Origin of the sequence: Aegicerativicinus sediminis, assembly GCF_015476115.1 — a bacterium.
Taxonomy (GTDB): Bacteria; Bacteroidota; Bacteroidia; order Flavobacteriales; family Flavobacteriaceae; genus Aegicerativicinus; species Aegicerativicinus sediminis.
In genome coordinates this window covers 3310327-3333600 of record NZ_CP064295.1, presented here as the reverse complement: position 1 = coordinate 3333600, position 23274 = coordinate 3310327, and the positions used below count along the sequence as shown (strand labels likewise).

Annotated in this window: 14 protein-coding genes; 1 reads left to right on the top strand and 13 read right to left on the bottom strand. The window is 35.3% G+C overall.

What is annotated here, in order from left to right; all coding sequences use genetic code 11:
* Positions 1-85 precede the first annotated feature (85 nt).
* The 12 genes from ISU00_RS14265 to ISU00_RS14210 form a co-directional block, all read right to left on the bottom strand.
* Positions 86-844 carry an endonuclease/exonuclease/phosphatase family protein gene (locus ISU00_RS14265; RefSeq protein ID WP_228851343.1) on the bottom strand — a complete coding sequence of 253 codons (759 nt, stop codon included), beginning with the start codon at positions 842-844 and terminating at the stop codon, positions 86-88.
* Positions 845-914: 70 nt separating this feature from the next.
* Positions 915-2756, bottom strand: a complete 1842-nt coding sequence (locus ISU00_RS14260; protein WP_228851342.1) for a family 43 glycosylhydrolase — start codon at positions 2754-2756, stop codon at positions 915-917.
* Between the two features lie 134 nt (positions 2757-2890).
* Positions 2891-4585: a sulfatase family protein gene (locus ISU00_RS14255; RefSeq protein WP_394368538.1), complete on the bottom strand. Its 1695-nt coding sequence runs from the start codon at positions 4583-4585 to the stop codon at positions 2891-2893.
* A complete protein-coding gene (locus ISU00_RS14250; RefSeq protein ID WP_228851340.1) occupies positions 4576-5463 on the bottom strand; it encodes an alpha/beta hydrolase in 888 nt (295 codons plus the stop codon). The genes ISU00_RS14255 and ISU00_RS14250 overlap by 10 nt, the downstream gene beginning before the upstream one ends.
* Before the next feature lie 52 nt (positions 5464-5515).
* The gene (gene bglX, locus ISU00_RS14245; protein WP_228851339.1) at positions 5516-7825 is read right to left on the bottom strand and encodes a beta-glucosidase BglX; all 2310 of its coding nucleotides are present in this window, start codon (positions 7823-7825) and stop codon (positions 5516-5518) included.
* A gap of 1 nt (position 7826) precedes the next feature.
* Positions 7827-8621 carry a carboxylesterase family protein gene (locus ISU00_RS14240; protein WP_228851338.1) on the bottom strand — a complete coding sequence of 265 codons (795 nt, stop codon included), beginning with the start codon at positions 8619-8621 and terminating at the stop codon, positions 7827-7829.
* Between the two features lie 2 nt (positions 8622-8623).
* Positions 8624-10018 (bottom strand): glucoamylase family protein, encoded by a 1395-nt coding sequence (locus ISU00_RS14235; RefSeq protein ID WP_228851337.1) that lies wholly within the window; start codon positions 10016-10018, stop codon positions 8624-8626.
* Between the two features lie 3 nt (positions 10019-10021).
* Positions 10022-11398 carry a glucoamylase family protein gene (locus ISU00_RS14230; RefSeq protein ID WP_228851336.1) on the bottom strand — a complete coding sequence of 459 codons (1377 nt, stop codon included), beginning with the start codon at positions 11396-11398 and terminating at the stop codon, positions 10022-10024.
* Between the two features lie 119 nt (positions 11399-11517).
* Positions 11518-13248 carry a LamG domain-containing protein gene (locus ISU00_RS14225; protein ID WP_228851335.1) on the bottom strand — a complete coding sequence of 577 codons (1731 nt, stop codon included), beginning with the start codon at positions 13246-13248 and terminating at the stop codon, positions 11518-11520.
* A gap of 25 nt (positions 13249-13273) precedes the next feature.
* Entirely contained in the window at positions 13274-14740 is a 1467-nt protein-coding gene (locus ISU00_RS14220; RefSeq protein ID WP_228851334.1) for a RagB/SusD family nutrient uptake outer membrane protein, read from the bottom strand.
* A 10-nt stretch (positions 14741-14750) separates the two neighbouring features.
* Positions 14751-17774, bottom strand: a complete 3024-nt coding sequence (locus ISU00_RS14215) for a SusC/RagA family TonB-linked outer membrane protein (RefSeq protein ID WP_228851333.1) — start codon at positions 17772-17774, stop codon at positions 14751-14753.
* A gap of 226 nt (positions 17775-18000) precedes the next feature.
* On the bottom strand, positions 18001-20790 hold the full coding sequence (locus ISU00_RS14210) for a helix-turn-helix and ligand-binding sensor domain-containing protein (protein WP_228851332.1): 2790 nt from the start codon (positions 20788-20790) through the stop codon (positions 18001-18003).
* A 432-nt stretch (positions 20791-21222) separates the two neighbouring features.
* Between ISU00_RS14210 and ISU00_RS14205 the strand changes: the two genes are divergently transcribed.
* On the top strand, positions 21223-22095 hold the full coding sequence (locus ISU00_RS14205; protein WP_228853742.1) for a cation diffusion facilitator family transporter: 873 nt from the start codon (positions 21223-21225) through the stop codon (positions 22093-22095).
* A gap of 9 nt (positions 22096-22104) precedes the next feature.
* On the opposite strand, the gene ISU00_RS14200 is transcribed toward ISU00_RS14205, so the two are convergent.
* Positions 22105-23274 carry an efflux RND transporter periplasmic adaptor subunit gene (locus tag ISU00_RS14200; protein ID WP_228851331.1) on the bottom strand — a complete coding sequence of 390 codons (1170 nt, stop codon included), beginning with the start codon at positions 23272-23274 and terminating at the stop codon, positions 22105-22107.

Below are 23274 nucleotides of genomic sequence, written 5' to 3'. Positions count from 1 at the left end.
TAGTAAATATGTTATGCTTTAATTATTGATTGAACATCATAAAGAGATTTTTGTCGATTTTTAGACCAATATGGCAAACTAAAAATCATTGTTCAAATTGCAACAATGCCAATACCGGAAAATGGTCAGATGGAAATTGCGCATTGGTAACCTCACTTAAAATCGCCAATTTTTGAACCTTAAAATCTTCAGAAACAAAAATATAATCGATTCGTCTCTCCTCCCCATAATCAATTTTGAAACCATTAAAAGTTCCTTCGGGACCAAACACATTTTCTCCAGCCAATTCATATGTATCTCTTAAGGCACTTTTTATAGAATTTATTGCTGAATGGGCGGGTTCTAAATTAAAATCTCCCATCAAAACTACAGGATGATTTTCTTTGGTCAAAGCGATTATTTTCTGTAAAACTAATTTTACACTGTTGATCCTAGCTTGCTCGCCAACATGATCTAAGTGAAGATTGAATACGTAAAACTTCTTTTTGTTATGTAGTTTCTCGAAAAATCCAGAAGTACAAACTCTTTTTATAGCGGCATCCCAGCCCTTGGATGGTTTATCGGGAGTTTCAGATAGCCAAAAGGTTTCACTTTTCAATAATTTTAGGTTCTGATTGTTGTAAAATATGGCTGAATGTTCACCCCTTTTATCACCATGATCGCGTCCTTTTCCGAAAAATGAATAATTAGAAAGACCATTTTCAATATCATTAAGTTGGTGAATTAAACCTTCCTGTGTTCCTATAATATCAGGTTCAAAAAAGTTTAACTGAGCTATTAAAAAAGACTTTCTTACCTCCCATCCTACTTTGTCTTTTGAATCATAACGAATGTTGTATGTCATGACTTTTAAATCTTGGGAAGTTGTAATAAGAGGAAACAAAATCATGCAGGTTAACAAAACAGGTTTAAACCTACTCAACATAAATAATTTCACTTTTTTCTGATTTTCCATTTTCATTAAAGGATTCAATGCTAAAATAATAGGGTGTATCACGGTCTAAACAACGGATAAAAAGTTCATTTTTGTCATAAACTAGCCATGATTGGTAAAGTTTATCTGGAGCAATTCCCCAGCGAATGTTATAACCTTGGGCATCAGCCACTGGATCCCAACTAAAAGAAGCATCTCTCTTATCATTTTGACGTTGGACTAAAAATCCATTCACGGTTTCTGGCTTTTCTCCTTGACCGACACCAAAAACCCTGATTTCAGACATTGCAAAATTTGCACCAGGTACTTTAATATTATTGTATCGAACATATTTAGCAACGACGGGTTCTTCTAAAACAATATAGGCATTGGGAGCATCAATTTGGGCATCACTACGATCAACCACTGTTTGCCAATTAGTTCCATCCGCGGAAACATCAATTGTGAATTGATGTTTTAATCCTTCTGTTCTAGTATAAATACCAGACTCATGATCATGGAAGTTTAATTGAATTGCATGAATCTTACCTGGTTTCAACATCTCAATGTTCACCCATTCGTTGTCATTATTGGCCTGAGCAACCCAGTAGGTTTTGGGATTTTCATCGGTTAAAACTTTAGATATAATTTCACCATAGGCATTTTTTTCTAATGGTATTTCCGTTTCGGTAACTTCCTCAGTATTTGAGGTAAATTTCATAACCTGAGTTAAAGAAGAAGAGACGGTCACATTTCCTTTATATGACAGAAGCATCCAACCATTATGCTGACCAGCCCTATTGGGATGAGCGGGTCCAAAACGAGGATAATCTCCATAATCGGTATTGCTATACATTAAACCTTCATCATCAAAATAAACAGGAAACATGCACAAACGACGTTCCCATTGAGAGTTGGATGCAAGAGCCATTGTGGCAAAATGCCAATATTGGCCATTCGTCTGTTTAACCGTAATTCCATGACCGGCTCCATTTGTAAATCCTCCAGGTTTAAAACTCATAGGATTATTTTTCATGTAATTAAATGGCCCAAGAGGCGTGTCACCAATATAGGCACCATCCGCATAGACATTAAACTGGGTGCCGGGAGCAGCATACTGTAAATAGTACTTTCCGTTGTGCTTAGTCATGGATGCGCCCTCCATATAGCCCTCCTTCAATGTTGGATGAAAATTGTTCTCACCGAAACGTTCCCATCCATGTTTCTCCTCATTAAGGTTAATTAAATCTTCCTTTACACCAATTTCTAAAAAACGGTCATCCTTATTAAGCATTTTAACCCTTATTGGATAAACATTTGATGATCCCCAGTACAAATATGTTTGTCCGTCATCATCAATGAATAATTCAGAATCCTGAATATTATTTGAAATAGATGGCGTTGGTGTCCACTTGCCACTTTTAGGGTCATCTGTATAAATTATACTCCCGTAACCGGCAGGATCTCCTGCAAAGTATACAAGTGAATCCTTACAATTAAAAGCGGTTGGTGCATTTGAACCCTCAAAATACCATTGAAGGGGTTTAATGAATTTCCAATTCACCAAATCGGTAGAATGCCAATAACCAAATGATCTGGTTACGAACATATAATATTCTCCACGAAATTCAATTACTGCTGGATCTGCACCAGAACGATACGAAATATTTCTGCTTGAATTGTATACCATATAGGTGTAATCTATATCTAAAGGATTGCAGTAAGTATCGCTATTTGTACTTTGAGCTAATTCAGTTGTCAATTCAGTTTGATCATCGGCGCTGTTAGTCCTTTCACAAGAAATGAACATTATTATAAGCATAACTAAAATGACCGTTCTCATTATATGTAATTTAATTCAATTGGTTAATAAATTACTCAAAATCCATCAGTTATCATTTTAAAAAACTTTGAATTTTGGTTTGAAAAATTCTAGTTGCATTTTAAAAGACTCAACAAACAAAACCTAAGTAAATTTTAAAGCCTAATGTCTTTATCCAACTGAGGATCATAAGCTGTCCCGGTATTACCTCTTAATTTCTCGAACTGTTTATAAGCCCGTTCGACTTGTTCTTTTGGAGCTTGTTCAAATTCTTTATCGGTGACATTATATTTCTCTTGAAGTTCCGACAATTTATCCCTTAAATCAGCTTCTATTTCATCATATTCAGAGTTATCTATAAGATTGTTGATTTCCATTGGATCCTTTTCCAAGTCATATAATTCCCAAGTATCGATGTCGTCATAGAAATGCATCAGTTTATACCGATATGTTCTTACACCATAATGCTTTTTAACCATATGAAAAGCAGGATAATCGTAATAATGATAATAGATAGCATCCCGAAAATCGGATTCACTCACTTTACCTTCAAGTAATGGCCTCAACGACTTCCCTTGCATATCGTTGGGCATAGGAACATTTGCAAAATCTAGAAAAGTTTCTGCAAAGTCTATGTTTTGGGTCAATGCATCAATTTCAGAACCTGATTCAATATGACCAGGATATTTAACCAATAATGGCATAGCTAAGGACTGCTCATACATATATCGTTTATCAAACCAACCTTTTTCACCTAAATAGAATCCTTGATCAGTCGTATAAATTACAATTGTATTTTCATCAAGATTATTGTTTTTTAAATAATCTAATATTTTGCCAACCCCTTCATCAACTGCAGCAATAGTTGATAAATATTCTTGCATATAACGCTGATATTTCCATTCCGCTAAAGCTTTTCCAGAAAGATTAGCCTCATGGTAGGCATCGTTTTTATGAGCATATAACGAATCCCATGTGCGACGTTGTGAATCCGACATACGGTCGAAATCATTTGTCCAAGGATTCCATGCCAATTCTGGATCACCTTTGGTTTTTGTCATTTTTAAATCATGTCCTTCATACATATCTTTATAAATGGTCTGTAACTGCTCTTGTGAACCTAATGAGCCAGCATGATCAGTAAAATACGTTTCAGGAATAGGAAATTTAATGGAATCATATTTGTTTACATGGCGTAACGCAGGCATCCAATTACGGTGGGGAGCTTTGTGATGGACCATAAGCATAAATGGCTCATCTTTATCTTGATTTTTTTCTAGAAATTCAAGCGCTTGGCTTGTAATAATATCGGTTGCATATCCTTCAATATCTAAGGTATCCGCCTGTTTCCCATTTCCTCCTTGAAATATGAAGGTTGGATTATAGTAATGCCCTTGGTCATCAATTATTTTCCAATAATCAAAACCTTGAGGAAGGCCATACAGATGCCATTTTCCAACTAAACCAGTTTTGTAACCAGCCTTTTGAAGGAGTTTGGGAAAAGTTTGTTGGTCACCATTAAATCGATCCCCATTCATTCTAAACCCATTTACATGGCTAAACTTACCTGTTAAAACCACTGCCCTACTTGGCCCACAAATTGAATTGGTACAGAAATTATTTCTAAAGAGAGCACCTTCTTTGGCAATTCTATCTATGTTTGGAGTTGGAGCCAATTCTCCAATAGAGTGTGCATATGCGCTAATAGCCTGCTCAGCATGGTCATCGGCCATGATATAAATAATGTTAGGCCTTTTCGTATCCTTTTTTGGTAATTGTTGCTCTTTTTCTTTACATGAAGAAAATAATATGAATAAACCTATAAGCGAAATTAACCTTTTCAATTTGATGATTCTTTTGTTATTGTAGTCTGAACTTTTTCATCACTTAAGATAGCTGTATTTATAAATTCAAAAACGTTTTCTAAATCCTGAAACGGTATGCCTGAAACCTCATGCCCACCGTCCTGAACTATGTTTAAGTAAAATGAAGTGTTTAAGGATTTTAATTTATCCGCTATTGGTTTTGAACCATTCAATATGAGATACCCCGGTGAATTTTTATTGCAGAAATGATGGGAATCCGTCGAAAATGGAACAGCATTATCTTTTGTGCCATGAAAAAGTATTGTTGGCACGGCATTCGCTTTTGTTATATAATCTGCATTTACAAGTGCACCCGCCAAAGACCATACCCCTACAAATGATACCTTATTGTATTTATCAAGATCTTTTATATAAAATTTACGCATAAACACGGCACTTAAAACTGCCTCTGCACCTGCACTACTCCCTCCAGCAATTATTTTCGAGGGATTAATTGGAAGTTCATCTGATTTTGAAACTAAATAATTGGCTGCATCTAAATAATCTATGGCGGCCTGCCTAAAAGTTTCTATTTTTTCTTTTTTATTGCAATTACAGCCAAACCCAGTTTTCTTACCTTTTCTAGTTAGGCGGTAAGAAATTGAGGCGGCAATAATCCCATTCTCTGCAGTATATTTAAATAATTGGACTTCATTTTCATTATCTCTCTGACCCCCTGAAAAACCTCCACCATGCATCCATAATAGTAAAGGCAACTTGCCCTCACCATTAAAATTCTCTGGAACATATAAATCTAACTTTAAGGTATCACCTCCCTTAATTGCATAAGTATGAGTCGTTTTTACTTGGGCAAAAAGTAAGGTGGAGAAGCATAGAAAAATAAGGGGCAATATTTTTTTCACTATGATCAAATTTCAATTAAGTTTATCAGAAACATTTTGATAAAATAACAATTTATAATTTGAATTCGGCCATATTTTCGGTTGACGAATCTGTGCCAACAAACACTTGAAAATCCCCTGGTTCAGCTACAAAGTCTAAATTATAATCATAAAACTTTAGATCCTCATAAGTTAGATTAAATGTTACAGTCGTTGTTTCTCCTTTCTTAATCAAAACTTTCTTAAAACCTTTCAGTTCTTTAACTGGTCGTGTAACGGATCCTACCACATCCCGAATGTAAAGTTGAACAACTTCCTTTCCATCAAAATTACCAGTGTTAGTAACATCAACTGATACGGTTATACTGCCATTATTTGGCATTTCATTTGAACTTAACTTTACTTTTGAATAATTAAAAGTTGTATAACTTAGCCCATAACCGAAAGGGTATAAAGGTTCGTTACGCACATCTAAGTAATTAGATCTGAATTTTTCAAATTTACCCTCTTTATTGCTTATAGGCCTTCCTGTATTTTTATGGTTATAGAATATTGGAACTTGTCCAACATTCATTGGGAAGGTGGCTGGTAACTTACCACTAGGGTTAACATCTCCAAACAACACATCACTAATAGATAAACCGGCCATACTTCCAGGAAACCAAACATTTAATATGGCGGGTACATTTTCATTTTCAAATGTTATTGCCAATGGACGGCCAGTAAATAAAGTTAACACGACAGGTTTTCCGGTTTTCAGCAATTCCTTTAATAGATCTTTTTGGGTTTGTGGAATTTGAAGGTTCGTTACACTGCTACTTTCACCACTTAGTTCCGCGGTTTCCCCAATAGCGGCGATAATAACATCAGCCTTTTTTGCTACTTCGATGGCTTCCGCCAACAATTCTTTATCAGATTTAGTTCTTGCGATCTCTTTGCCGAACATAGTAACATGTGCCTGATATTGTGAATCATAATCAACGTTACTTCCCTGTGCATGTAAAATGTTGGCATTATTTCCTACAACAGTTTTCAAACCATCTAGAAATGAAATAGATTGCCCTTGGTTAGTAGCAACACTCCATGTTCCGGCCATATTTACCGGTGTATTTGATAATGGGCCGATAAGAGCTATTGTACCTTGCTTTTTTAGTGGCAATAAATTATTCTCATTTTTTAATAAAACCATAGATTCTGCACCTACCTGCCTAGAAAAAACTCTATTCTCATAGGTAAAAACATCATTTTCGGCTCTTTGTAGATTACAATATTTATAAGGGTCTTCAAATAGACCTAATTGGTATTTGGCTTTCAAAATTCTTTTAACGGCCAGGTTAATTTCATCAATAGAAATTTTACCTTCATTTAGCGATTTTTCTAGGGTAGTTAAAAAACCTTCACCTACCATATCCATATCTGTCCCGGCATGTAAAGCTAGAGCTGATACTGCTTGTAAATCGCCCATTCCATGAGCTATCATTTCATTTATTCCTGTATAATCTGAAACAACAAAACCATTAAAACCCCATTGATCCCTCAGAAGCTCTGTTAACAACCATCTATTACCAGTTGCAGGAACACCATCAATTTCGTTAAATGATGCCATTACAGATGCCACACCTGCATCAACAGCAGCTTTATAAGGTGGTAAATACTCATTAAACATACGAATACGACTCATATCGACCGTATTATAATCTCTACCAGCCTCTGCCGCACCGTATAGGGCAAAATGCTTTACACATGCCAAGATGGTTTCCGGGTGAGTTAAATCGGTTCCTTGATAACCTTCCACCATTGCCTTTGCTATTGCACTTCCTAAGTAAACATCTTCTCCTGAACCTTCTGAAATTCTTCCCCATCTTGGATCTCTAGAAATATCAACCATAGGAGAGTACGTCCAATTTATTCCATCCGCACTAGCTTCCTTTGCTGCCATTTGTGCCGTTTTTTTAATCATTTCGGTATCCCAACTTGCGGCTAAACCCAATGGTATGGGAAATGTAGTTTCATACCCATGAATGACATCCATACCAAAAAGTAGTGGAATTTTTAAACGACTGTTTTCAACTGCTATACGTTGAACCTCACGAATTTTTTCGACACCTTTTATATTGAAGAGACCACCAACTTTGCCCTGTTCAATATTCTTAGCAATATTTGAACTTTTTGCCTGACCTGTTGTAATATCACCAGAAGAAGGTAAATTTAATTGTCCCAATTTTTCTTGTAAGGTCATTAAATTTATAATAGAGTCAACCTTTTGGTCTATGGCTAAATTGGCATTATCACCATTATCCAAAGATTGTTTAGACTCACAATTTGTAACTAAAAATGAAACAATTACTAAAGCAATAAATAATCGAAAACTGTTGAATTTCATGTTATTTTGAATTTGAAAAAAGCCAAGGAATTAAATTAGGTTCTGCGAAAGCTGAATCCCAACTATTATGATTATCCTTAGCGTAAAAGGTAATATTAGGATTTCCTCCGTTATCCAAAATGGATTTAGCCATATTTAAAGATAATTGGGGGGCTACTATATCATCAATTGAACCGTGAAAGATCCATAAATTTGTTTTATTGGCATATTTTTCCGCACCTATTGGGTCTCCTCCCCCACAAATTGCAAATGCTGCGGCAAAGGTTTCAGGCATGCGGAAAAGGATTTCATAAGTTCCCATCCCCCCCATAGATAAACCACCAACAAACATTTTAGAAGTATCTACAAAAGCTTTACTTGCAAAACTGTTTACCAAATCCATAACAAGTTTTAAGCTCCTAGTAGGTCCTTTATCTAAATTGTAATCGAAAGTAAATGGTTGGACATCCCTATTTACATCAACTTGGGCCCAATAATCCATTTTTGGGCATTGAGGAAATACGACAATTGCTGGAAAGGAATTCCTGTTTTGCTCATCTAGGAATATCTTACTTCCATGTACCAACTGAGATTCATTATTTGAACCACGCTCGCCCGCACCGTGTAAAAACAACATCATTGGATATTTTTTGGATTGATCAAAATTCTTTGGAAAAAGTATTCGATAGTTTAAAGTGTCATTACCCTGAATAAATTGTTCCTTCAAAAACAGTTCCGTATTTTGACCACAGATAAACTGTGAAGCAAAAAAAACGGTTATTAGTATTCCCTTTAATATTTTATGTAAGTCATTCATATTTAATAGGTAAAACCAAGTTTGTCTAATCCTTTTTTCACATCCTCATTCTGCATAAATAAATTCCATAACAATGCGGTTCTATGATTTTCAATCATAATAATTTGGGGGCCTTGATCTATAGCCAAATAAGCGTTAGCAACCCAATAATTATTTTCAGGACTAAAAGCATCAAAAAATCCAGCAGGTCCCAATAATTTATCTTTGTTTTGATAAAAATAGTGCATTGCGGCCAATGATTTTTGAGGAGTGTACGGAATAGAGCTAATTGCAGCAGTTGGGGAAATTACACCTTTGTCATCTCCTGGCCTATGCGCATGATAACCAAAAGAACCATCAGTGTTTCTACTATAGCTTGCTGTTAAACCCCAACAATCGGGTCCATAATCTTCAAAATTGCCTGGATTTGCAACACAGTATTGATAATTAATATTTGTGTGGTAGGAATTTACATTCCAAAAATTGGCAAATTGATCTTTCAAGTTTCTAGGATCTAACCCCAAATATGAATAATGAGCCCAAAATAAAGGTCCCCCATAAGTCTCTGATCCATTATGCTTCAAAATCAAAGGGTACCCATATTGGGTATTGCTAGAAATAATATTTCCTCCTCTTGCCCAACCTTTGAAGTAAACATCTGATGTAATTGAATAATTTGGAGATGCAGCGGCAAGTATGTAAGTTATTAAAACTTCATTATACCCTCTAAGTTCAAAATTTATATCAAAATTATAATTTGGACTCCAATGCCAATGCAAAACCTCTTCATTATTGGTATACCAGCTCCATTCAACACCTTTCCATAAATTATCAGCTTTATTAGCCAATACTTTTTCTTGATCGCTACCCTCTTTAAAATATTCATAAACACATATTAAACCTTGAACCAAAAATGCAGTTTCAACCAAATCACCGCCATTATCTTTTTCACTAAACGGAAGTACATTTCCGCTATTACCATTAAGCCAATGCGGCCAAGCCCCATGAAAGCGATCAGAGGTTTCTAAAAAGTCGGTAATCTTTTGAAGTCTTGTAACAGCTTCTGACCTTGAAATATATCCGCGCTCAATGCCAACCAAAATGGCCATTAACCCAAATCCAGTACCTCCAATTGTAACAACCTCTTGGTTTAAAGTTGGATTTGTAGGATGGTAACGTTCTCTGGCGGCCCCAGAACTAGATTGAGCAAAATCCCAAAAATATTTAAACGTTTCTGACTGTACCAAATCCATCATCTCTTCATCAGTTAATGGGTCAATGGTATTGCCTCCATCACCACCCCCACCTGGATTTTCTACTATAGGGGGTTCCTTTTCAGGACTGTCGCTACTACTGCAGGAAATTGAAGCTATTAATAGACATAAAAAAATTAAAAATGTAAAAGGTTTGGATAACATAGGTTAATCTATATGGGGAGAGGAAAACTTTAACTTTTTAAGACCATTCTGTACATCTTTATTCTGCATAAATAATTTCCATAATAGACCAGATCGATAATTTTCAATCATAACAGGGATAGGCCCTTGATCAATTGCCAAATATCTTGGCAAATACCAATCATCCTGTAAACTAAAAGCATCATAAGGGCCATACTTTCCAATTAATGAATCATGCTTGGCATATAGATGTTTTAGCATTTTCATACTTTCATTTGGTGTATATGGAAATGAGGATAAAGCGGCTGTAGGTGCAATAACACCTAAATCATTGCCTGGCCTATGGCCAGCATAACCATTTATAGAATAAGATGAGGTAAGTCCCCAAAGACTATCACCATATCCCTCAAAATTTTTAGGGTTTTCTACAGCGTATGCATGATGAATTTTTGCATGGTTTCTAGTTAATACTTCATAATCGGCATACTCATCCTTCAATCCGTTGGGGTCTAGGCCGACGTAAGAGTAATGAGCCCAAAAAAGTGGACCAATGGGACTATCATTATGCTCATAATAATTTAATACCAATGGCATATTATACATTGAATCCTTGGAAACAATATTTCCACCCAAGGCCCAACCTTTTTCATAGACTTCCTTTTTTATAGGATGGGTTGGTGAAGAAGCCGCCAAAATATACATTATGAGACATTCATTATATCCACCAACCGGAAAATTCATATCCCAATTATCTGTAGGAGACCAATGCCAATAAAGTACATTTTCACCACCCTTTGTATACCAATTCCATTCGACATCCTTCCATAGTTTCTCTATTTTAGAAACTAATTCTTGTTCTTTTTCATTGCCATTTTTAAAGTATTCTGAAACGGCAAGCAAACCTTCAATTAAAAATGCAGTTTCAACCAAGTCTCCACCAGTATCCTTTTTACTAAAAGGAACCACTTTACCAGTTTCTCCATTAAGCCAATGTGGCCAGGCACCATGGAAACGATCAGCTTCTTCTAAAAATTCGGCTATTTTTAATAATCTATTTAAACCTTCTTCCCTTGTTATAAATCCTCTATCAATACCAACAATAATTGCCATAACTCCGAATCCAGAACCACCAATCGTCACTGTATTTTTTGGGGATGTCGGATATACATTATCCATATGAAGACGCTCTCTAGCCATACCAGAGTTGGGTTCAGCACCCTCCCAAAAATAATTGAAGGTTTGGAACTGGATGGTATCCAACAAAGATTCATCAGATAATTGTCGGTAATCATTTTGAACCTCTACCTGATCTGTTGAAAGATCGTTCTTTTCATTCTTACAGGCTACAAAAATTAGGAGTAAAAGATAGACTGCAGTATATAAAAATCTTAAACTGCGCATGATAATTATTTTATTAAAATGGATTTTTAAGAACCTTCTCACCAAACAAAAATTTAGTGAGAAGGCTATTTTTTGAATAATACCAAACTATTATTTAGTATGCGTCTTTAACTTTATCCTTAATCATTAACCATGGACCGGATTTCTTCTTGGGTTAAAGTTTTATGGAAAATATACAAGTCATCCATAAGACCTTTCTCGGTTTTGTGATTCCATCCATTAAAGTTTGGATCGCCAGACATAATGACCAAATCACCAACGCCTGTCCAATCTATACCAGTAAAATCACTCTGACCTACCAATTCACCATCCATATATAAAGTGGCTTTACTATCTGAGAATGTAATACCAAAATGTACCCATTGATTTAGGGTTGGATCTATTGTGGCTGGAGCTCCAGGGTTAACCCAAGTTGTACCTGAACCATTGCCTGCCAATAGAATAAATCTCTGAGAATCAGCCCCCCCTTCTCTTATTAAACCAAATCCACTCGATTTATCTGCTGGTCCAGCAGGGGTTGGTGTTGATATATTTATTATACCAGACCTACCATCAGATGGATCAATTTTTAACCAGAAGGTTGTACTAAAGCTAGTTCCTTGTGCCAGTCCTTCTGAAGGAAATTCCAATCGTGAATCAGCAGCACCTTTATATGCTTTACCAAAAACACCATCATCAAAAGACGGGGAACCAACTATAGTAGCATCAGTATTAGAAACAAGGTCCATATAAGTATCATCAAAATTCATATAAAAGGCGGCTTGCTCTTTAACCATTATAGTTTGGATGTCACTTTCAGAAAGTGTTCTATCATAAATTCTCAATTCATCCATAAGACCTTTCTCGGTTTTGTGATTCCATCCATTAAAGTTTGGATCACCAGACATAATTACCAAATCTCCAACTCCAGTCCAATCAATACCAGTAAAATCACTTTGACCCACCAATTTACCATCCATATACAAAGATGCTTTACTATCTGAGAAGGTAATCCCAAAATGTACCCATTGATTTAAGGTAGGATCTATTGTGGCAGGAGCTCCAGGGTTAACCCAAGTCGTACCTGAACCATTGCCTGCCAATAGAATAAATCTTTGAGAATCAGCTCCCCCTTCTCTTATTAAACCAAATCCACTCGATTTATCTGCTGGTCCAGCAGGGGTTGGTGTTGATATATTTATTATACCAGACCTACCATCAGATGGATCAATTTTTAGCCAAAAAGTTGTACTGAAACTTGTGCCTTGAGCTAATCCTTCAGAAGGGAATTCTAATCTAGAATCAGCAGCACCATCATAGGCCTGGCCAATTTTACCCTCTCCAAAAGTAGGTGAACCTACCGATGTAGCGTCCGTATTGGAAACTAAGTCGGTATAAGTATCCTCAAAACTCATATAGAAGATCTCTCCAAATAGTGGATTATAAGGAGGAGTATCTTCCTTTATAAAGGTTGTTGTTACAATGTCCTCATTCCCGTCTGAATCTATCGCTGTTATTGTAACTGTATGGCTTCCAGTATTTACATTGTCATATAACAAATCATCTATGTCCACCATTTTTGGATCAGTAAATTCACTCATATTTGCTATTTCAGTTCCGTCAAACTGTACAATGATATTCGATATAGCAATATCATCTGATACTGAAAAATCCATAATTATTGAGGTAATAGGTTCCACCGACCTTATAATAGTTGAACCATTCGGATTCGGAAATGTTAGAGTGATTTCGGGGCCATCTAATGGAAAATCTCCAAAAGGTGGTTCATCGAAATTTTGACAACCCGTCACAACAAAGAAAATTGTGAAGACTAATGCGGTTGTATATTGAAACAAATTTATATTTTTCATTCTCATTGGAATTTGATTTTAAATTTTAATAATCTGGATTCTGTACTAATACACCACCCGATTGATCTATAGCCTCTTGAGGAATAGGAAAAAGGGCATTTCTTGGCTCGTAACCTAAGGGTGCTAATACTGTACTAGCATCCCCCCATCTTACTAAATCGTAAAATCTATACTCTTCCAAAGCAAATTCCACACGTCTTTCATGTTTGATAGCAACTCTCATCTCAGATTGATCCGCCGCTGAAGTGTTTCCTAAACCTGCCCTTGTCCGTATCTGATTAAGATAAAATGCGGCTTCACTCATCATCCCTAATTCATTGGCCGCCTCAGCTGCCATTAGAATAACGTCGGCATATCTCACAATTTTTATATTCTCCCAGCGATTTCCGTTCATGCTAAACTGGGTTCTAACTGCAAGTTTAGTATATGCCTTTTTATTCCAATAGGGTTGTGCCAACGGTGGCGATTCGGGCAAGGTTCCACTACCGAATCCACCATCATCTTCACCTGATTCTAAAATTGTATTTGCTTTTCTTCTATCACCATTTTCAAACGTATCAACCAAATCCTGAGTAGGAACATTAAATCCCCAACCTAAATTCCAAACACCAGTTCCCCTAACTCCTTGGGAAACATAATAATTGTCTGCATAATTTTGGTTGTCAGTAACCAATTGTTGAATTTCAAAAATTGATTCAACACCGTTGTCACCTCCTATTTCAAACAAATTCACTAAATCTGGATCTAGTTGGTAAACACCTGTATCTATAACCTCCACTGCTTTGTCATACGCCTTTTGCCATTGTCCTTGGTATAAGTATAATTTGGCCAACAAAGAATTTGCAAATCCAGAAGTGGCTCTTCCAGGAAATGCCTCCCATACTAAAGGAAGATATTGAGCAGCAAATTTTAAATCCTCTTCTATCAATTGGTCAATTGCAGTGACCGGAGACTTGGCGGCAATAGCATCTTCCGGATTATCAATGGTCGCAGTAATAATTGGAACTTCACCATAGTCTCTTCTCAATTCAAAATACATCCAGGCTCTAATGACCTTGGCCTCAGATTCATTAATTAAGCTTCCAGGATCAGTTGCACCAGTTTCATTTAATGTATTAATAACTTCATTACATGCAAAAATGATGGTATAATGTCCGTTCCACCAACTGGTGCTTAAACCATTTGTAGCAACATAATCAAAGTCATTAAAAGCTGTACCATTCGCAGCAGAATCCCCTGAAGTACTACCCTTTGCCGCATCATCGGAACGAATACTTCCAAACCAATAACGTTGCCATTGGCCTACCCCCGTTGATCTCATCAATGAATAAATACCGAATACGGCAGTTTCTTGTCCACCAACTCCCAATTCTTCTGGGTTGGCTACCTCACCTAATGGCAATCTGTCCAAAAAGTCGTCGTTGCACGATATAAAAGGAAAGAGCCCAAAGAGAGTTATTAAAACTATTTTGTTAAAATTTATCTTGTTCATCTCTATTTTTTTAAAAGGTTACGACAAAGCCTAATGATGAAATCACAGGTACAGGATAACCACCTCCATCAATTCCGAATGCGATTGGTGATCCACCTGCCTCTGGCGAAAATCCTGAATTATGTTTCCATGTATATAAATTCTGAATATTAGCAAACAACTTCATCTGTTGTATACCCAAAACACTGAATTTATCAGGATTAAAATTGTAACCAAATTGAAGGTTTCGAATTCTAATGTAGCTTCCATCTTCAATCATGTAAGTTGATGGCAACCTATTATATTCTGACGCATCGTATAGACGAGGTTCCCAATTTGAACTCCCTGATTGCGTCCATCTATTTGCTCTGTCTGCTCTATAGTTAAACTGTGCGAAGGAATTTCCGTTACCCCAGTTCCTATAAATTTCATTGCCATATACACCTTGAAAATCAACATTCAAAAAGAATCTTTTGTATTCAAAGTTTGTATAAAAACCATAAGTAAAATCAGGAGTTGGATTTCCAATAACGGTCCTATCCGCTGGAGTTATCTGGTTATCTCCGTTTACGTCCTTATATCTGAAATCACCAGGCCCATAATTACCCAAGGTACTAACCGGCGACTCAGCTATATGGGCATTAGATTGGTATAATCCTTCAACAATATATCCATAAAAATGACCAATAGGTTGTCCAGTAATTGTTCTTGAGGCAGCTCCTGCGAAGATTGCTGCATCCTCCCGAGTTGATAAAACTTCATTGTTAATTGTGGTTAAATTTCCACCAATTGAATAGTTAAAATCACCCGATTCACTTGTATTAGACCAATCCAGCTCCAACTCAAATCCATTATTTTCAATTTCTCCTGAGTTATCAAAAAACTGTGCTGTTCCTATATCCACAAAAACCAATAAGTTTTCTGTAAGTCTATTATAGTAATTAGCGTTGAATGTAAGACGGTTATTGAACCATTGAGATTCAAAACCTGCTTCCCAAAGTCTTACAGTTTCCCATTGCAAATCCGGATTCTCTTCAAATCTTTGTACATACCCAGGTATAACATTTTCGCCGAAAACTGCCGTTGCACCTTCATTTACACCAGGATAAAATGGGTAATTAACAGGAACATATTGATTTCCTAATTGACCTATAGAACCTTTCAATTTTAGTAGGTTTAAGGATTCAACATCTTCCAAAAAGGATTCTCTAGACATAACCCAGCCGGCACCTACCGACCAAAAATCTTGGTTACGGTTATCTGGTGCTAATTGAGAAGTTGCATCATTACGATAGGAAGCATTTATTAAATACTTGCCATCATAATTATATAAAACCCTACCCAAAATAGAGGTGGTAGCTCTATCAAATTGCCCAGAACTAGAGGTTCTAGAGGTTGGATCTCCGTATGGAAATACTCCAACATACCAAAATCTAGGATCATCTGGTATGCGACCTACACTTGGATCGTGTTGAACACTTCCAGAAATAGACTCTACTTTATTTTCTGTTGTAGTATAACCTAAAGTTGCTGTAACACCATGTAAATCGAAATCACGCTTATATGACAGTAAATATTCCTGTTGGAAATTAATGTTGTTATAAGTGGATTGTGATACCCTTGTTAACTGAGTTCCATTAAAATTATCTATTTCATCCGTTTCAGACACATAAATCGGTACAATTGGAGTATAGTTTCTGGATTTGCCAGATGCATAATCTCCATAGAAATTAGCTCTGAAAGTAAAGTTCTTCCAAAAATTAATTTCTGCAAACATGCTACCTACAAATTGGTACCGTTCTGAAATTGCCTTGTTTTTAGTAACATTAGCTACTAATAATGGATTGCCTATTTGGGCACCTCCTATTTCAAGTGGTAACTGGTTATATAACCCATCGTACTCTTCACGTGAATCCCTATGAATTGGATCTACTATGGGAGTAGCATTAAGAGATGAGGAGAAACTTCCTTGATTTGGTAATTTATCTTTTAGCCCTTTAAATGTTACGCCAACCTTTATATTGTCATTAATTTTGAATTCATCATTGATGTTAACCGTGAACCTTCTAAAATTCTCATTCTTAATTAAGCCTTCTTCAAATCTATACCCCATCCCGAAGGATATTTTGTTTTTCTCTGTCGCACTTTGGATACTAACGTTGTTAATCTGTATAATAGCAGATTCGTTGCTTATTGTATCAACCCAATCAGTATCTCCAGTAAACAAATCATAATATCCAAATGGGGATAAACCTTCATTACTTAAACGTTCATTATATAATTCGGTAAATAAAGCTGCATCTGCCATATCTGGTTCCCCAACTATATTTTTTATACCAATGGAGGTGTTTAAATTAACTGTTAATTTGCCCGCTTTGGCCTGTTTTGTAGTTACGATAATTACCCCATTCGCACCTTTAACACCAAAAATCGCTAATGATGATGCATCCTTTAAAACCTCTATAGATTCTATATCGTTTGGATTTACAAAACTTATATCATCTGCGAAAATTCCGTCTACTACAAACAACGGCTTGGTATTATACCTACTGCTTGTACCTCTAATTCTTATATCAGGTTCTTGGCCTAACCTACCAGAGTTAACAACTGATAGTCCGGATACTCTACCTTGAAGTGAAGCAACTGGATTGGTTGCAGGCTTATCTGCCACCACATCACCATCAACTTTTACAATTGAACCAGTTAAATCACGTTTCTGTGCGGTACCATAACCAATTACCACTACCTCATCTAAACTTTGTACATCCGTTTGTAGTACAACATCAAGTTGATTCTGACTTGTAATTGTAATGTTTTGAGTTATAAACCCCACATAACTAAACTCAAGAATTTCACCAGTGGATACTTCAATGGAATAATTTCCATCAAAATCTGTAGTTGTACCTCTAGTGGAACCTTGAATTAATACATTCACCCCAGGCAAAGGCATCCCATCGTCTGCCCCTGTTACTGTTCCTGTTATTGTTCGTTCTTGAGAAAATCCGGTAATTCCGAGAAGTAGGAATACCAGTAATAAGTACTTCTTGACATTCATGCCTAAAAAATTGAATTGTTAGTTTCGTCTAAATTAATCTCTATCCGAGTCGAGAATAAAAATCGGGATACGCTTTGATTACTTCATACTTAAAAATGAGTTAAAAAATCAAGTATGACGTACTTTAAATTTAGAAAAAATTAAGAAATTAAAATGTTAAGATTGCAATTGACGTAGTTTTGAAGTAGTCTTCATTTAAGAAAAAACGATTATTATACTTCAATTTTTAGAGAGATCGCAAATATCCTCCTATTTTTTTGCCATTATCTAGGTTTAGCTTCTTCTTCAATCTGTAACGATGTGTTTCAACACCTCTTACGGAAATATTTAATAAAGGTGCAATTTTTTTGGTGCTTAACCCCATTTTGATGTAGGCGCACATTCTTAAATCTTTTGGGTTTAAATTGGGATGTTTCTCTTTTAAATTGGTGAAAAACTCTTCATGCACCTGGTTAAAATTTTCTTCAAACAATTCCCATTCATCTCTATGGGTAATAGAATGGTCAACTTTCTTTATAATATTTTTAAAGGAATAATAATTGTTGAATTGCTCTTTACTCTGCACTAAATCTTTTTTTAACCCAATTAAAGTCTCATTCTTCTTAGCTAAAGCCATTGCACTATTAGCTAACTGTTTGGTTTTTAATTTTAGTTCGTTCTTAAGCGATTGATTTTTAACAAGTACAATTTGTTTTTCATTTTCAATTGCCTTTTCCCTTAATAATTCCTCTTGCTCTTTCATCATTTTTGCTTGGAGCAAACTCTGTTCTTTTGCAATTTTTCGCTTGTGCATCCAATAAAAAATCAAAATCATAACAACCATTAGAGAAAAGAACAGAACGTAACCAGGCGTGTCATTATACCATGGTGGAGATACATTTATTTTAATAACGGAAGAGTCCGAGGCCTCCCCAAATTCATTCCTTGTTCTTAAGATTAGATTGTATTTACCAGATTTGAGATTTTTTAATTCGATGGTATTCGATGGTACAATAACCCATTTATCAGTACCATCTGTTATCGAGTATTCTAAGCTATAATTATCATTTTTTGAAGCGGAGGCTGTTATAACTACATCATTTCCATAATCAATATTCAAAAAATTGTCACTCCAATCATCTAATTTAACCGGTTCATAATTAATTGATATGGTATTTAATATGGGTTTGGAAACATCACCTATGGCAATTGGTTTAGATCGATCGATAAGTACAAATCCATTGTTAAGATTTAATGCATAAATTGAATCCTTAATTTTCACAACCTTCTCATCTCCATCAATTAATCGATTCTCAAAAAAAGTGCTAGATATGGTTACCGGTGAAGAAGAATTTTCGAAAGAAATAAACTTAATGCTTTTATCTTCAGATTTTATAACCAGTTCGTCCTCATCAAATTCTGAAATAATGTAAGCGTCCTTTCCTATTTTTTTGTCAAGCAACGGGAAAGGAATTATGGAGTCTTGTAATGCACCATATTGTTGCCAACCTTCATTGGTTTTAAAACATACTTCACCTTTTATTTTATATATCCTTACATTATACTGAGAATAAAGTCCCTTATTGTCGTAACTTTCAATATTAGTGATAGTATCTAAATTATCAGAAATATTGAATTTATAAAGCCCCTTATAGGCATTTGCCGCCCAAAGGGTATGCTGATTTTCAAACTCCAAATATTTTATAGGCATATAGGTCCTACCTAAATGCTTCACATTCCAGTTGCTATTCTCCAAATTAGAAAACCTTACTACACCAGCATAGGTTCCCTGTATATAAGAATCTGGTTTTTCGGGAATTTTCTTTAATGTCCAACCTCCAGTATAACTAGAAATCCACTCAATGGCTTCATTTTCAACTATAAATGTCCCAACATTATGACCGCAAAATAATTGACCATCGATAATCCTCAAATCCCAAATTTGGCCATTTGTTCCTTCAACAAATTCTAATTCCCTGTTTTTATTTAAATAAAATAGTCCAGTATTGCTACCTATGTAATAAGTGCCATTATAAAAAATTACGTCATAAACGGCCCCAAGTTTTCCTGATATATCATTATAAAATTGATAGTTTTCATCTAAACTAACTTTGGCTAAGCCATTGTCAAGGGCGAGCCACAGATTTTCATCATTCGTACTTAATCCTAGAACAGTATTATTTACCAACCCTTCAGACTTACTTAGATGGCTAATAACAGTTCCATCTTGATCTGTAATAAAACATCCATTTTTAATTGTTCCATAAACTTGTCTCCCATCATTTAATTGAGTAAGTCTATTTAATTGGTGTTCCTTGATTAGCTTGTCAATAGGCCGGTTTAAAGCGATTAAGTTCTTTCCGCTAATTTTAAATGAACCCTTCAGTGCTGTGGAAATAATTACACCGTCCTTTGATTCTGTTATTCCCATTACCCTAGTATCAACAAGACTTGGGTGATTGAAGTATCTAGAGAACCCAAGACCATCAAATTTGTAAATACCAGCATTTAGTGTCGCAACAAGAATTTCATTATCAATAATGGTTATATACATAACGGATGAGCTTGGAACGAACCTTTTTATACTGTCCCCATTATATATGTAAAGATTGGAATAGGATTTAAAAACAATTTTATCACCAAAACTTAAGATTTGCCAAAACTCCTCATTATTGGGAATATTTTGCTCAAACCGATCTTTCAAGGAGGTGTATTTTAAGTCGCCATATTCATCTTTTTCCCAAAAACCAAACTCCTCAAAGGAGCCGGTATAAATCCGTGGACCTATTGAGAAAACAGAGCGAATAATTGTTTTATTAGGTAATTCGTGCAACTTCCAAACTAAGCCATCATAGGTTAGTAGCCCCCTATGATTAGCGACATAGACCATACCATCCTCTGCGATGCAAACGTCCCAATTTTGGTTAGCTCCATTATAGTCTGATAATTCATAATTCTTAAAATATGGGGTAAATTGACCATATACCGAAATATGAATAAGAAGAAGACACAGAATATATAATACCCGTTTAATCATTAGTAGATTCTAAAATACTCTAGGTTCTAAAAATATAGAAATTGCTATTCAATCTTATAAAATTTAATAAAGATTGAAAATTGTTACAAATAATTTCAGTAGTGTTAATTGATTAGCAATAAGTTAGCTAAATTCGATTTATCAAATTCATAGATTATTTTAATCTTATTTGGTTAGTTATTAATTATCAAGCAAAAAATCCTACTAGGTGCCTCTGTTTAAGGGAGAATTAACAGAGGCTTTTTTTATGGAATTATTTTATTTAATTAACCTTATAATTTGTCTTCACTTAAGTATTTACAATTTGAATACATATACCTATGTTAATTTCATGAAAATACAGACTTTTGTTAGCTGTAGTGGAATTTGGTCCAGAAAAGCCGAATTAACTTCCAATTTATATTTTATCGAGTGAAAATTCGCGATAGCTTAATAGAGAATGAGAAATCAGCCATAAAAGCGACCTATTTTAGCATAATAGGTAATACACTATTGGCTGGGATTAAATTGGTTTCAGGGTTCATAGGAAATTCTTATGCGTTAATTGCAGATGGAATTGAGTCTATGACTGACATCTTCTCATCATTTTTTGTGCTACTCGGTTTTAAATATGCCCAAAAGCCTCCAGATGAAAACCATCCCTTTGGTCATACAAGGATTGAACCCTTGGTTACGTTTCTTGTTGTTGCATTTCTAGTAACGTCAGCAACAATTATAGCTTATGAAAGTGTTGTCCACATAAGAACACCACATAAATCTCCTGAATCATGGACTTTAATAGTTCTTGCTGTTATCATACTTTGGAAGGAAGCTTCCTATAGATATGTCATTCATAAAAGCAAGCAGATTAATAGTTCATCACTAAGAGCTGATGCATGGCACCATCGTAGTGATGCTATTACTTCAGTAACTGCATTCATTGGAATTTCTATTGCAGTTGTATTTGGTGAAGGATTTGAGAATGCAGATGATTGGGCTGCCTTATTTGCCTCTGGCTTTATTCTTTATAACTCCTATCTAATTTTTAGGCCAGCTCTTGGAGAAATTATGGATGAACACCTGCACGATGATTTGGTAGAAGATATACGTAAAGTCGCCACTGAGGTTGAAGGTATTTTAGGAACGGAAAAATGTTTCGTTAGAAAAGCGGGGATGAAATATTTAGTGGAACTACATGCAATGGTTGATGGCACTATAACGGTTGATGAGGGTCATTTTTTAGCACATAAGCTACAAGATAAAATTCAGGAAGAAATACCTGAAATATCTCACATTACAATTCATGTTGAGCCAGAAATGCACTAATTCATAAGATTACTCAACCAAGATATCATATGCGCCTTTAACTAAGAATTCCTTACCTCTGAAATCAGAACTATTAATTATTTCAACGAATTCCCCGCTAGTTTTACCAACCTGAACTTTTCTTTTTTCAAAAATGTACATATCATTTACCTGTTCTCTGACTAAAACAAAATAATCTCCTTCTAACTCAACAACCGCTTCTTGAGGTATTGACCATTTCTCCTCCGAATCAGTAAAAATAGATGCCTCAATATACATTCCTGGAGCAAACTTTTCTAAATGTTTCTCATCTTCCAAATGTCCATGAACCTTTACCGTTCTATTAGTAGGATCAATAGCTTTGTTGACTAAATGAACTTTTGCCCTATAGGTTTTATTAGGATCATTTTGGACATTAAATTCAATAAGTTGTTCCTCTTTAACTTTAGCAACATCTTTTTCAAAAATGTTAAGTTCTAAATGCATATGATCCAAATTAACAATAGACATAGCCGGAATAGAAGGCTGAACATAACTACCCTTGCTAATAAATATTTCAGTTACAAAGCCATCCATGGGTGCATACAAATTAATAGTGGTAGAAATGTTGCTTGCCGTAAGGTTATTTGGATTAATATTCATTAGGTTAAGTTTCTTTTTTAAAGATTCAAAATGAGCTAATGTAACCTTGTAGTCTGCTTCAGATTTCAAAAACTTCTTTTGGGAAGTTACATTTTCTTCTGAAAGATTTTTTTGTCGTTCATAATCCGATTTTAAATACGAAAGTTGATCCCTAGCTTCCAAAAATTCACGTTGAACTTCAACATAATCAGGATTTTCAAGAGAAAACAACTTTTGTCCTTTTCTTATCTTGTCGCCCGGCAAAAGCAAAATATCCTTTACATAGCCGCCAAAATAAACACTTACTGATACTTTATTTTGAGGAGGAACATCAAACATTCCGGTAGTTTTTACACCTTCGTGAAATTCATGCATTTCCAGCTTTGCTAATTTCATTTCTGAAGCTTCGAATTGTTCTGTGGTTATTTCATAAGAAGTATTAAGGTCATTATTAGTACTTATTTCAGATTCTAGATTTTCTTCAGAAGCATTTTTACATGAACTTAAATAAATATTAGTAACAAATAAAAGAAGACATATTTTAAATAAATATGGTGTCTTAAAACTCAATTTTCTCAT

Excerpts from the sequence above, each read along its gene's own strand:
- ISU00_RS14240 (WP_228851338.1), bottom strand. The coding sequence starts at position 8,621 with ATGAATGACTTACATAAAATATTAAAGGGAATACTAATAACCGTTTTT.
- ISU00_RS14225 (WP_228851335.1), bottom strand. The coding sequence starts at position 13,248 with ATGAAAAATATAAATTTGTTTCAATATACAACCGCATTAGTCTTCACA.
- ISU00_RS14200 (WP_228851331.1), bottom strand. The coding sequence starts at position 23,274 with ATGAGAAAATTGAGTTTTAAGACACCATATTTATTTAAAATATGTCTT.
- bglX (WP_228851339.1), bottom strand. The coding sequence starts at position 7,825 with ATGAAATTCAACAGTTTTCGATTATTTATTGCTTTAGTAATTGTTTCA.
- ISU00_RS14230 (WP_228851336.1), bottom strand. The coding sequence starts at position 11,398 with ATGCGCAGTTTAAGATTTTTATATACTGCAGTCTATCTTTTACTCCTA.
- ISU00_RS14215 (WP_228851333.1), bottom strand. The coding sequence starts at position 17,774 with ATGAATGTCAAGAAGTACTTATTACTGGTATTCCTACTTCTCGGAATT.
- ISU00_RS14260 (WP_228851342.1), bottom strand. The coding sequence starts at position 2,756 with ATGAGAACGGTCATTTTAGTTATGCTTATAATAATGTTCATTTCTTGT.
- ISU00_RS14210 (WP_228851332.1), bottom strand. The coding sequence starts at position 20,790 with ATGATTAAACGGGTATTATATATTCTGTGTCTTCTTCTTATTCATATT.
- ISU00_RS14220 (WP_228851334.1), bottom strand. The coding sequence starts at position 14,740 with ATGAACAAGATAAATTTTAACAAAATAGTTTTAATAACTCTCTTTGGG.
- ISU00_RS14235 (WP_228851337.1), bottom strand. The coding sequence starts at position 10,018 with ATGTTATCCAAACCTTTTACATTTTTAATTTTTTTATGTCTATTAATA.
- ISU00_RS14265 (WP_228851343.1), bottom strand. The coding sequence starts at position 844 with ATGACATACAACATTCGTTATGATTCAAAAGACAAAGTAGGATGGGAG.